The following is a 13,284-nucleotide window of genomic DNA, read 5'->3' as shown; positions in this document are numbered from 1 at the left end:
ATTATCTCATCATTTTCCCATTATGTCGATGTTAAACATGTGAAAAAAAGCGCATGTTTTTTACAATTTTGTGTCGTCAATCGCATGTAACCATGCTTCAATTTCTGTAATAACACTTTTCACACAGCCTTCAGCAAATGGTGATGTTAAATTTGCAACTTCTACTAATTCTAAGAACGATTTACTTCCACCTTGTTGGCACAGATTCACATAATCTTCCCATGCCTCTTGTCTATTATCTCTTGCACGTTTCCAAAATTGTAGCGCACAAATTTGAGCAAGCGTGTAATCAATATAATAGAAAGGTGAGCTATAAATATGCCCTTGACGTTGCCAAAAACCACCGCGCTCTAAATAATCATTATCCTCATAATCACGATGCGGTAAATATTTCTTCTCTATGTTACGCCACGCTGTCTTACGCTCTTCAGGTGATGCTTCAGGATTTTCATATACATAATGTTGATATTCATCAACAGATACACCATAAGGTAAAAACAGAAGTGCTGAACTTAAGTGAGAGAAGTAATATTTATCTGCATCTTCTTCAAAGAATAGCTTCATCCATGGCCATGTAAAGAATTCCATACTCATAGAGTGGATTTCACATGCCTCATATGTTGGCCAATTATATTCTGGAATTTCAAATTTACGACTTTCATATACTTGGAAAGCATGACCTGCTTCATGTGTTAATACATCAATGTCACCAGATGTTCCATTAAAGTTTGAGAAAATAAACGGCGCTTTATAATTCTCAATATATGTACAATATCCGCCACCAGCTTTTCCTTTTTTCGCAACTAAATCTAATAAATCGTTATCTAGCATGAAATTGAAAAATTCATCTGTTTCAGCCGATAACTCTTTATACATCGTCTTTCCATGATCAACAATCCAATCCGCATCTCCTTTTGGAGTTGGGTTACCTGTAGCAAACTCAAAGTTTTCGTCGTAATAAGCTAACTTCTCTACACCGATACGTGCTTGTTGTCGCTTTCTTAATTCCGTTGTAACGGGAACGATATAATCCAGCACTTGCTGACGGTAATTAGCCACCATCTCCGCATTATAATCTGTACGGTACATTCTTGCATATCCAAGTTCAACAAAGGTTTTGAAACCTAAAGATTTTGCGATTTTCGTTCTCACTTTAACAAGCTCATCATAAATACGATCTAGTTCTTCCTCATTTCCAGCTAAAAATCCGTAGTATGCTTCACTTGCTGCTTTACGTTCGCTTCTTTCTTTTCCTTGCATAAACGGAATCAATTGCGATAACGTTCTTTCTTCTCCAGCAAAGTCAATTTTTGCAGATGCTAATAACTGTGTATATTGCGACGATAATTTATTTTCTAATTGTAAATCTTTCACGACTTCATCTGAATATGTTTTTAAATCACATTCTGCTAGAGCAAATAATTGTTTTCCATAATACGCCTCTAATTCTTCACGAAATGGAGAATTAATAAGTGCCTTATAATATTTTGTACCATATCCTTGTACAACTGGAGAGAATTCATCAAAGAAATCCTGCTCCTCCTTATAAAAAGTATCCGTCGTATCAACAGAATGGCGAATGTAACAAAGGTTTCCCATTGTACCAAAATCGTTGCGAATTTCATTAATTGAATGAATGACTTGTTTTTGTTCTTCTACAGTTTTTGCGTTATCAAACTTCTCTAAAGCAACAGTAAATTTCTCTTTTAACTCTTCAATATTTGGGCGTTTATATTCATAGTCTTTAAATGACATGAACGAGCCTCCTCTCCATTACATACCTTTATTATAATTCAATACGTATTCTCGAATTCCCTCTTAATTTTCAACAAAATTCGGCAGTGACTACTCTGAGTTCATTGCAAATAAAAAAGCCCTGGATTTATTTATCCAAAGCTCCTTTGGAACATATTATTATTTTTCATACTTCCCAATTTTTTTTAATAGATCAAGTAATTCATCTTTTTCATCTTTCGTTAACATTTCAAAAGACTGATGTATAACTTTCTCATGCCCCGGAAAAATAGAAGCAATAAAGTTCTCGCCAGACTCAGTTAATTGCGCGTAAATAACACGTCTGTCATTCGGACATGGGATTCTCTTTACTAATCCCTTTTTCTCCAGCTTATCTACAACATATGTAATGCTGCCACTGGCTATTAAAATGCGCTCACCAATTTGCTGGAGTGGTTGACCGCCTTTATGATATAGCAGTTCTAATACAGCAAATTCAGTTGGATTTAATCCGTTACTTTGTATAGATTTATTTGTAGTATCCATAACAGAACGATGTACACGAGATAATGCAATAAATACTTTTAAAGATTGAGAAATATCTTCTCGTTCATTATTTGATGTCATACAACTTTCAACCCTTCACTTAAATTCTCACCAATAAAAAGAAAATGCCACTTCATACTTCATGTGAATTCCGAATGAGCATTCACTCATCCATTTCCTCTCCCCTAATATATTAAGAATCATTCTTGAATAAAAACATGACAATTTTAACATAGTTTATATATAATGATAATAAAAAAAGAAGGAGTACCACATTTGAAAGTCAAATTCCAAAGCATAATTATATATATATTGCTTGTTATCCTACCGACAATAGGGATTGGTGCTACATTTTATTCGTATCATACATATAAAATGAAACAGGAAAACAAATTATCCGCTCATACAGTTCTCTTTTTATATAGAGATTATTTAGATCATCATCTTGGTGAAGCAATTTCTGCTTTAGACATGCTTGCAAAAGTTGTAGGCACCGAGACTGGTAATATAAACGGCATTAAACAAATTGTACATGATACAGATGGGAACGATGCACGCTTTTCTGGTTTATATTACGCTACACCAGAAGGGGTCATTACAATCGCATCTGAAGATGAATCAAAGCCTATAGATGTTTCAGACCGTAAATATATTCAAGACGTGCTACAAACTAAAAAAACCACTGTATCATCAGTCATTACTGATCGCGTTCTTGGACATAAAGCTATTATGATTGCTACCCCCATATTCAATAAACAGAAAGAGCTCTCAGGATTATTATTAGCTAGTTTACGCTTTGATTACATTTCATCTTCTTTAAATGCCATTAAACCACAATACCATTTTGAGGTAACTGATAAACATGATGTAGTTTTTCTAACCGATGATAATAACGACACAAGTGATACGCATTCTAATATGCTTACTACCCCACTCCAAAAATTAAATTGGAAGGTCTCTGTTTCTCCATTACCTATTCATCAGAAAACCTTATACCAGTGGGTTGCAATAGAGTGTATCGCTACTTTATTTTTAATGTCTATTTTATTTTTACTTGCTCAATATATGTTGTTAAAACGTCAAACAAAACTTGAAAGACAACAAAACGAACTACAGAAAATTGAATTAGTTGGAACTTTTGCAGCAAGTACAGCACATGAAATCCGTAATCCTCTTACTGGAATTAAAGGACTCGTCGCTCTATTAAAAGAGAAATATAAAGATGAACAAGATCAGTTCTACTTTTCCGTAATTGAACAAGAAATAGAGCGAATCAATGAAATTGTAAGTGAATTTCTTATTCTCGGAAAGCCAACCGCCATCATCGAACAAACATATGATGTAAGAACAATTCTAAATGAGGTAGCATTAATTATTCAATCTGAGGCGAATTTACATAACATTGTATTCCATTTACATTTGCCAGACCATCCCGTTCATATCCGTTGTTCGAAAGACCATATGAAACAAGTGGTTTTAAACATTACAAAAAATGCAATTGAGGCTATGACTTCTAGTGATAAACTAACCATTGTAGTAAAAAACAATGAAACACATGCACAATTGCAGATTATAGATACTGGGAAAGGGATTCCACAACATATTCAAAAACACCTCTTTCATCCGTTCTTTACTAATAAAGATACTGGAACAGGTCTTGGACTTGTCATATGTAAACGAATTGTAGAGATGTATAATGGGCATATTTTTATTGACAGTACAGAAAACGAAGGAACGACAGTTCATATCGAAATTCCGTTACACATAGTATAATTATCCTTATCCTATAAGGGTAATTATACTTATTTCATAAAACCAGCGACAAGCATTCGCCAAAAATTATTTGATTTTCCTTCATACCCGATTTGGAAAATAGGTATTTTTATAATTGAAAACCATTTCGGTGTTTGTTTTTCTTTATAACACTGATATTGTAAAATAAGCTTGTCCAATTCTTGACTAACTTGAATTGTCTCCTTACTATTTAGCCCACTTGTTAATCCTAGTTGAATCATTTCTTCACGTTTCATATGAATATCACGTGAAAGCTTTTCTAATGTGTACTTCCTTTTTACAGTAAACATCCATATCCCCCTTATTATACTTCCATGCTCTCAAGTTCACTTCTCCATTGACTTTTTTAACTACTTAATCATATGCAAATTTGAAGAATCAGAAAATTTAACATTTTCTCCCTGTAATTTACAAATCTTTACCCTCACTTTGAGAATTATTACAAATTATTCTATCTTTGTAAATACATTCGCAATAATAGACATTTTTTTCATCTTTTTTTTTTACAAATTCTACGTAAACCGGGGATTCTTAATTTTCCACCTACTTTTCTTCGACATTTTTTGTTTAATTTATATAAAAAAGCAAAACATAATGATGATTGATAAAGTGAAACTTTCATCAGTGTTTTTTGTTCAGCCCCACTGATTATTAGCATTCATCAATCGGGCGTTTATTGGCAGTGAATCTCCCACCTATCCAGCCCAATGTTGAGGTGGGAGTCTTACTACCCACAAATAGCGGGATAACAAGAGAAAGGAAATATTTATATGCGAAAATATACGATTGCATTATTCATCATTGTTTTGTTTTTACCGTCCTTCTTATTTCCTATTCAAGCAACTGCTCATACGAATAAAGTTGCTATTGTCATTGATGATTTCGGCAATAATATGAAGGGGACTAATCAAATGTTGTCACTTCCAATTCCACTAACTGTTGCTGTTATGCCTTTTCTTCCTTCCACAAAAGAAGATGCAATAGCTGCCCATAAGAAAGGCCATGAAGTTATTATACATATGCCAATGGAACCTATTAAAGGTAAAAAAGAATGGCTTGGGCCGAAAGCCATTACAACCGATTTAAGCGATGAAGAAATAAACAACCGACTTGAACAAGCGATTCAAGAAGTTCCGCATGCAATTGGAATGAACAATCATATGGGGTCAAAAGTAACAGCGGATGAAAGAATTGTTCGCCTTATACTTGCTGCTTGTAAAAAACACGGTTTATTTTACTTAGATAGTAAAACGAATCCTAAGAGTGTCGTCCCAAAAATCGGAAAAGAATTAGGAGTTCCTATTATTGAAAACCAACTATTTTTTGATGATGTGTATACAGCAGGACATATTTCAAAACAAGCCCAATTACTCATCAAAAAAATTCAAGAAAAACCCATTATGGTAGCTATCGGGCATGTGGGCCCCCCAGGTGAAATTACATCACGCGTTATTGAAACTTCTATCCCTAAAATTCGTGAGCATGCAGACTTTATTTTTTTATCTGATCTAGCATTATCCCCGCCTCCTGTTTCAAAATAAAGTTCATTACTCACATATAACCAGCCCTCACCAATCGGGCTTTTACGGGAAGCCCCCCATTGCTTTCACTGAATTTTGAGGTGGGGATCTTACCGCCCACAAATAACGGGACAAAAAAGTACCTATCTGTATATAACAGATAGGTACTTTTCTTTTTAACTTAAATATAATCTACATGACTCACTCTGAATCCTTTTTTCTCTATTTTTCCGATTAATTGCTTTAATCTTGTTTCATCTAACTCATCTGATATATTTACAATAACCCGACGGATATATTGATCACCGTTATCGAGTGTAAACAAACCACCGATATTATATGCTTTTAACAATGTCCCAAGCTCTTTAATCGTCCCCTTACAATCTTGTGTTGCAATTGTTAATATATAACCACCTGTTCGCATACCAAATGAATCTTCAATAACATCAAATATATTCGAATGCGTTAACATACCGACAAATTCATTATAATCATTTAGCACGGCTAAAAACGGAAGCCGACGAATTACATAAAAGGCTCTGAAGAAGGAATCCTTTTCAAAAATAAATGCATTGGAATTGTCAAGCATATCTCCTGCACTTACATGATCTAATCCGCTATTGCATTTTTTTTCTAATAAATCTACTTTATAAATAATCCCCGTGAATTTCTTCTCATCTTCTGCTAATACCGGGATGGCTCGAAATCCCGTTTCGTTCATCATTTGCAGTGCCTCTTCACCAGAATCATTTATTTTGCAAAATGTTACTTGCTGCTTTGGCAGAAAATGATATTTAACTCGCAAAATATGTTCCTCCTTACATGTCAACATGTAATCTATATATAATAAGGAGACCTATATTTTATGAGTGAAATTATTTTTAAAACGCTTTCATTTATTTGTTAACTTGTATCCATATCACATACATTTTTATATAACAGAGCTCCTTGCGCCCTTAATCATTAATAACTTTACATGATAGTTCATTAAATATTCTATACCCTCTAGCCATTTTTTCGATTCTTCTGGCGTTTTCCCCCACACAATCATGCCGTAATTATGAACAAGAACTACTCCTCCACCTTCAATGAAATTCGGAACATTACTTTCTAATAAATCAGCGAATTTTTTTTCATCTTCTACAATTGGAATTGTCATTTCTGTTATACCTTCTTTTCCGAAAACACGCTCCACACTGCGTTTATCGAACGTTACTTCTCCTTCTTCTCCATATAACTCTGATATTAAATGACTATCTACAGTCTGCACTTGTAAAATACATCCTGCACTACTTTTTTTATAAATATCTGCATGCATAAATGACTCTGCAGCTGGTTTTTCTTCATTTTCAAATACTGACTCGCACATGCAATTTACGACAATAAAATCTTCTTCCGAAAATAGCCCTTTATCTCTTCCCTCAACATTTACTAAGAATGTTAACGGCTCTTTTGACGTACATAGCGATAAACTAATTTTGGTACCATAAAACCAATCACGAAGTGCCAATTCAGATTTCACATCTTTTAATTCATTCCATTTCTTCAGAAAAAATAACATTTCGTCACCCCCGGCATAATATTGATATAAGGTTCGAATCCTTTCTATGTAAAAGGAATATTTTTTGATTATTCTAAAAATTTAATTGAATTATCACATGAGAACGCTTTTTTGTCAATATAGTTTCGTGGTTCTTCTTTAAAATAGGCTATTCATATGTCTATACTCCTATCTATTTCCTATTTCATTTTGCACATAAAAAAATACGCTATTCTTTAATTAAAGAATAGCGTATTTTCCTCATTTTTTATCCCGCTATTTACCGGGCAGTAAGACCCCCACTGATTAAAGTTTCACTTTATTTCTTTATTGCATTATATAAAAACTGTGCGTATTGTTCACGTGTTACGAAATTATCTCCTAAAAAGTTCCCTTCCCCGTCACCTTTTGATATTTTATTATCTACTAAAGCTTTCACATATCCTTTCGCCCAATGGCCATTTGGTATATCTTTAAAGTTCTCTGCACTATTTTCATTTTCTTTTAACTGAAATACTCTTTGTAGTACTACTGACATTTCATATCGAGTTAATACTCCATCTGGACGGAATGTATCATTTCCATACCCTGTCATAATCCCAGCTTGAACTACTGCATCAATAGCCGTTTCATACATATTTCCTTTCGTATCTGTAAATGTCGTTTTTGGTTTTAGATTATTTTCTAATTTTAAGTACCTTTGTATTAGAAGTGCTACTTGTCCACGAGTAATGTTATCCCCAAATCCAAATTCACCATTTCCATAGCCTATAAATAACTTTTCTTTCGCTAAGTAATTAATTGCTTCTTCTGACCAATGTCCTTTTGGTACATCTTTAAATTCTATCACTTCTGTTTTCTCATCTTCTTTAGATGTATTACCGTCTTTACTTTCTACTACATTTTGAATAACAGATCCTGTAAAGAAGATTCCTGTATCCGCGAATGGATCTTTCACACCAAATTCATATACTTTCTCACCCGGTGTACTCCATTTCACTACACCATTACTATACGTACCGTTATCGCTCTTCAGACGGATTTTCGTAGAAACCTCACCATCTTTTTCATATATAGGTACTTTTACTTCTTTATTTACTTCTGTTTCCTCTAAAAATACTTTTTGATTTTGGACATTAATATAAGCCGTCTTACTTAGTTCTATAACTGGTCGGACATCACGGATTTCATTTGCAACAAAACTTAGAAATACTAATTTTTTCAAATTGCTCACTGGTGATAAGTCTGAAATATAATTCGCTTCTAAATCAAGCTTTTGTAAGTTTACTAGACTTGATAATGGCGTAATATCCTTTAACTCATTGTTAGGTAAGTGTAATTGTTTTAACTGTGTCATCTTACTTAGAGGAGTAACATCTTTTATTTCATTTTTCCCGATCCACAATTCTTCTAATTGCTTCATTTGCTCAATGCCGGATAAATCTTTAACTTTATTACGTGTTAATACTAAATCTGTTAAAGGTAATGAATATAACGCTTTAATATCTTCAATTTGATTACCTGCTAAAGTTAAGTATGTTACATTTTTCAAAGCGCTTAATGGAGCAACGTTCGTAATTTTATTATTTGCTAAATTCAAGTAATCTAGTTGTTCCATTTTCGCTAATGCTGTTACATCTTCTATTTGGTTGCCTGATAGATATAAACTTTTTACATTTTTCATTTCAGTTAGTGGTGCAACGTTTGTAATTTTATTATTACTTAAATCAAGAGATTCTAAATTATCCATCTTAACAAGTGGCGTTACATCTGCAAATTCATTACCACGCAAAGCTAAATGATTTAATTGCTTTAAGTTCGCAAAGAACGACGGGTCTTTTATCTTCGCATTCGCAACTGTTAAAGATTTTAAATTTGGCATATATTTTAATGCACTATAATCAAGTATCTCATTTGTATTTAAAAATAAATCCTTTACTTGTAATAACTCTTCTTTCGTAATTGGTGTATTTAAATCTTTTCTATTAAATACTTTTTTATTCACAAGTTCTCTTAATTTGTTATCTGTTATCATATTTTGATTATCAACTGGATTATCCGTTTCCCTATTGCCTGAATTAGAGTTATCATCTGGTTTCTCTGTTTCTTTGTTACCTACAGTTGGATCTTTAATTTCAAATTGAACTTGATATTTGTGATCATATCCAATAGCTGGAATAAGTATATGCATTTGCATATTGTGCTTCTTCTCAAACTCGCCAATTTCAAATTGGACTACTTTCGTTCCGTTCTTCCTCTTATCTTCTGACAAAACCTTCACATCATGAAATACACCAGGCTGGTTTCTATCTTCTATTCTAAGATATTGAAAATAATCGCTATCTTGCATTGTTACAGTGACAATTTTTTTACCAGCTGCAATCGTTACTTTAGGATCTTTTATATATTGAGAAACCATAGATGGCTCGTCTTTTTGGTCCTTATATATTTTAATTTCAGTATCATACGTGCGATCACTCGCTGCTGCTACCGATTGATTTGCTTCAACTTTTAATGCCGCTAATGCTGGAGTAGAATACGTAGCAAATGGAATTGCTAATGTTGTCGCTACTACTAGCGCCTTCATATAATTTTTTTTCAAAATAATATCCCCTATCATATACAATTTTTATAATTGATAACCCTTATCAATTACCCACAAATAAATGATAATGAATCTCATTATCATTGTCAATGAGAATATTACATTAAATTTATATTTTTAAAGATAAAAAATAAAAAGCCCTTTATTCAAAGGGCTTTTTTACCTATCGTATGAAGAATTTCACTTTTTTCCTTCTCATTGATGACACCAATTTTTTGCAAAATATTCGCGTACAATACAAGTTTATTATATATTCGTTCTGACATGTTCTCCCTTCTTTCCTTCGACCAACTTTTTTTGTATTGGTAAATTATATGAAAGAGATGAGAAAATGTGTCCATTTTTTGCATAAATGCAAATCTTTTATTTTACGATTTGCAGACAATAAAACTCCCTCCTAAAAATTAGGCGGGAGTTTAGGTACTTTCACTTTATTTAACAAACTGTCCACTGAATATTATGCTTCATAAGTTCTTCTTCAAAACTATATGGCATTTTTTTATCACAAATTACATGTTGAATACGTGAAAATGCTGCTATACGATAATTCCCTTTCACGCCTACCTTCGTATGATCACATAAAATATATGTCTTCTCAGCTAATTTCATCATCGCCTCTGACAATTTCGCTTTCTCTAATTCAAAGCTGGAAACTCCAAAACTAGGTAATAACCCATCAATCGAAACGAACGCTTTATGAAAATGGAATTGCTGTATTACTTGCTGAGAAATAGACCCTGATACACGCGAATGCTTTGGAGATACTTTTCCACCTATAAATAAAACTTCACCGTGAAACATCTTTTTATTAATAGAAGAAATTAATTGTGTTGCGACTGGAAATGAACTTGTTACAATCGTTAAGTTTTTACGATGAACAAGGTATGGAACCATTTGAAGCGGTGTACTTCCATCATCAATTGCAATGACATCACCATCTTCTACAAATGTCGCTGCTTTATAACCAATTCTTTTCTTCTCTTCTATATGTAGCATTTCTCTTTCTAACATTGGCGCCTCTACCCCAGCGCCTGGAAGTTGAACAGCTCCACCATACACTTTCTTCAGCTTCTTTTCACGATCTAATTCTTCTAAATAACGACGAATCGTTTCTGTTGATACAGCAAATTCTCTCGCTAATTCTGAAACCTTTACTTTTCCTTTAAATTCTACCTTTTCAAGAATGGTTCGCTTTCTTTCTTCTCCTACTACAGACATAGCTTCACCTCATTTATATCTCCCTCATAAACTTCCTTACTTATACAAAGTTATAATTTTCTTTGTAAGTAGAAACTTCTTCATGAATATGAATACCGCGCTTTGCTAGCTCATCAAAAATTAATTGTGGATTTTCAAAAGCTTCTTCAGGCGTAACAACGCCCACCCTATTTACATTTCCAGTTGCAATTAACTCTGCGGCAATCCCAAATGGAATACCGACGTTTCTCGTATACGCTCTTAATTTTTCCCATCCTACAACAGAACCATCAGATAACGGATGTGTATGATATAACACATGTCTTTGCTTCTCATTATTTTTCATACCTATTACTTCTACATGAAGTGCATAACCATAAAGCTCTGTTTCTTGTCCTTCTTTCGATTGCAATAAATACTGCGAAATACAATCCATAATGCCTATTTCTTTCCCGTTTATTTCAATCTGATCATTACGCAATATGCCGTAATCATATAAAGCACGTACAAGTTGCATATTTTGCTTCGGCCAAGTTCCTCTCGTCTCTATCAGTTTGACACCTTTATTTTCTAGTGCCTTTGCTAACGTAATCGTTTCAGAATGCGGAATGATATACTGCGTTTCCTTACCATAAGGCGCTGGCAATTCTATTTCTCTCGGACGCGCAAACGGAAGTACTTGTTTAAATTCACCATCTTCATACACTGTACGCGATGGTAAATGTGGATCATATTCATATGTCGTTGTCTCTGTAATTGAAGCAGAAAAAGCAATCGGACGATACGAACCGTGACTTACGCGGACAGACTCTACAGTATCCAGTTGATTTGCTGCATGCATTGCCATCATTTGCGTTACACCTGGCGTCATGCCAAACCCAGGCAAACATGTTTTTTCATTTTGAACAAATATAGCATGCGATTCATTTTCTTCACCAAATCCATTTAAGTTCACACCGTGGCAGCCTGCTTCTGCAATACAGCGAGTCGACAATCCGTTTAGCTTTATCGTCGTACCATCCAATACAATGTCATAACCTTTCATTTTTGCAACCGTATCCTCGTGATTCGTTACATCTACTTTTACAAAATCAACACGAGGATCGTTGAGCCATTCTACTACTTTACGGCCTTCTTCCTCGTTAAAATCGGCTACAGTAATCGTCTCAAAAGATGAAAATTGAACTAAATCCAAAATAGCTTCACGACAAATTTTACCTGCTCCACCTAAACAAAATACTTTCACGCAATAACAGCTCCTTTAGCAATACTATCAACTAAGCGATTAATATCTTCTTCATGTACATCACCTATATTTCCAATCCGGAACGTATCTACTTTCGAAATTTTCCCAGGGTAAATAACAAATCCATAGCATTTTAATTCGTTATATAACTGTTGAAACTCGAACTCCCCTTTTGGATAAATGAAAGATGTAATAATAGGAGATTGATATTTCTCATCTACTAGTGGCTTAAATCCGATTTCTCCCATTCTATTCACTAGTAGTTTTTGATTGTTGTAATATCGATTGTAACGCGCTCTTACTCCACCCTCTTTTTCTAGTTCAAGTAGTGCTTGATAAAAAGCATGTACAACATGTGTAGGTGAAGTAAAACGCCATTTCCCATTTTGTTTTTCCATCGTTTCCCATTGATCATATAAATCAAGAGATAAAGAGCGTCCTTGCCCTTTACACTTCAATAATTCATCACGTTTTGCGATTACAAATCCGAATCCAGGAACCCCTTGAATACACTTATTCGCACTACTAATTAAAAAATCAATTTGTAAATCAGCAATGTCTATTTCAATCCCGCCGAAACTACTCATCGCATCAACAATTGTAACCTTTCCATACTGCTTTCCTAATCTACATACATCTACAATTGGATTTATAATGCCTGTCGTTGTTTCACAATGAACAACTGCAATATGCGTAATCTCTTTATCTTCTTGCAATAACTTTTCTACTTCTACAATATTAGTAGGTTCCCACTCTTCTGTTTGGCTGACCACTACATCAATCTGTAACATCTCTGCCATTTGCACAATGCGCTTACCGTACGCACCATTTGTACAAACGAGCAGCTTCCCATTTGTCGGAATAACAGAGCCAATTACCGCTTCAACTGAAAACGTACCGCTTCCTTGCATTAACACTGTTGTATATTTCTCTTCTTCCTTCGTCGCTAGCGATACAAGTTTAGCTCTTACTTCTTGCACCATCGTATTATATTCAACATCCCACGTACACCAATCGTATAGCATAACTTCTTTTACTGATTTTGTTGTCGTTAATGGTCCTGGTGTTAATAATAAGTAGTGATTTTCATTCATGATCCCGT

Annotated in this window: 11 protein-coding genes; 2 read left to right on the top strand and 9 right to left on the bottom strand. The window is 34.0% G+C overall.

What is annotated here, in order from left to right:
• Positions 1–60: 60 nt before the first annotated feature.
• Both AC3EMB_RS07040 and AC3EMB_RS07035 read right to left on the bottom strand, forming a co-directional pair.
• Positions 61–1,755: a M3 family oligoendopeptidase gene (locus AC3EMB_RS07040; protein WP_063546912.1), complete on the bottom strand. Its 1,695-nt coding sequence runs from the start codon at positions 1,753–1,755 to the stop codon at positions 61–63.
• 159 nt (positions 1,756–1,914) lie between these two features.
• Positions 1,915–2,361 (bottom strand): MarR family winged helix-turn-helix transcriptional regulator, encoded by a 447-nt coding sequence (locus AC3EMB_RS07035; RefSeq protein WP_000203336.1) that lies wholly within the window; start codon positions 2,359–2,361, stop codon positions 1,915–1,917.
• 195 nt (positions 2,362–2,556) lie between these two features.
• On the opposite strand from AC3EMB_RS07035, the gene AC3EMB_RS07030 reads away from it, so the two are divergent.
• Positions 2,557–4,053, top strand: coding sequence for a DUF3149 domain-containing protein (locus AC3EMB_RS07030; protein WP_069355275.1), 1,497 nt, complete (start codon positions 2,557–2,559; stop codon positions 4,051–4,053).
• 29 nt (positions 4,054–4,082) lie between these two features.
• Here the strand turns inward: AC3EMB_RS07030 and AC3EMB_RS07025 are convergent, their stop codons facing one another.
• The gene (locus AC3EMB_RS07025; protein WP_000495527.1) at positions 4,083–4,364 is read right to left on the bottom strand and encodes an aspartyl-phosphate phosphatase Spo0E family protein; all 282 of its coding nucleotides are present in this window, start codon (positions 4,362–4,364) and stop codon (positions 4,083–4,085) included.
• Positions 4,365–4,844: 480 nt separating this feature from the next.
• Here AC3EMB_RS07025 and AC3EMB_RS07020 point away from each other — a divergent pair, with 480 nt between their 5' ends.
• The gene (locus AC3EMB_RS07020) at positions 4,845–5,615 is read left to right on the top strand and encodes a divergent polysaccharide deacetylase family protein (RefSeq protein ID WP_001234111.1); all 771 of its coding nucleotides are present in this window, start codon (positions 4,845–4,847) and stop codon (positions 5,613–5,615) included.
• Between the two features lie 160 nt (positions 5,616–5,775).
• Here AC3EMB_RS07020 and cbpA read toward each other — a convergent pair whose 3' ends face one another.
• The 6 genes from cbpA to phnW all read right to left on the bottom strand — a co-directional run bounded on the left by cbpA (position 5,776) and on the right by phnW (position 13,276).
• Positions 5,776–6,399, bottom strand: coding sequence for a cyclic di-AMP binding protein CbpA (gene cbpA / locus AC3EMB_RS07015; RefSeq protein WP_053564936.1), 624 nt, complete (start codon positions 6,397–6,399; stop codon positions 5,776–5,778).
• A 126-nt stretch (positions 6,400–6,525) separates the two neighbouring features.
• The gene (locus AC3EMB_RS07010; protein ID WP_053564937.1) at positions 6,526–7,155 is read right to left on the bottom strand and encodes a class II aldolase/adducin family protein; all 630 of its coding nucleotides are present in this window, start codon (positions 7,153–7,155) and stop codon (positions 6,526–6,528) included.
• Positions 7,156–7,453: 298 nt separating this feature from the next.
• Entirely contained in the window at positions 7,454–9,754 is a 2,301-nt protein-coding gene (locus AC3EMB_RS07005; protein WP_075718821.1) for an NEAT domain-containing leucine-rich repeat protein, read from the bottom strand.
• Positions 9,755–10,174: 420 nt separating this feature from the next.
• Positions 10,175–10,957 (bottom strand): DeoR/GlpR family DNA-binding transcription regulator, encoded by a 783-nt coding sequence (locus AC3EMB_RS07000; RefSeq protein WP_000117666.1) that lies wholly within the window; start codon positions 10,955–10,957, stop codon positions 10,175–10,177.
• Between the two features lie 40 nt (positions 10,958–10,997).
• Positions 10,998–12,182 (bottom strand): saccharopine dehydrogenase family protein, encoded by a 1,185-nt coding sequence (locus AC3EMB_RS06995; RefSeq protein ID WP_075718817.1) that lies wholly within the window; start codon positions 12,180–12,182, stop codon positions 10,998–11,000.
• Positions 12,179–13,276, bottom strand: coding sequence for a 2-aminoethylphosphonate--pyruvate transaminase (gene phnW, locus AC3EMB_RS06990; RefSeq protein WP_366987686.1), 1,098 nt, complete (start codon positions 13,274–13,276; stop codon positions 12,179–12,181). The genes AC3EMB_RS06995 and phnW overlap by 4 nt, the downstream gene beginning before the upstream one ends.
• Between the last annotated feature and the right edge of the window lie 8 nt (positions 13,277–13,284).

Source organism: Bacillus sp. LQ16, from assembly GCF_057784645.1.
This window is presented reverse-complemented; position numbering and strand designations above follow the sequence as displayed.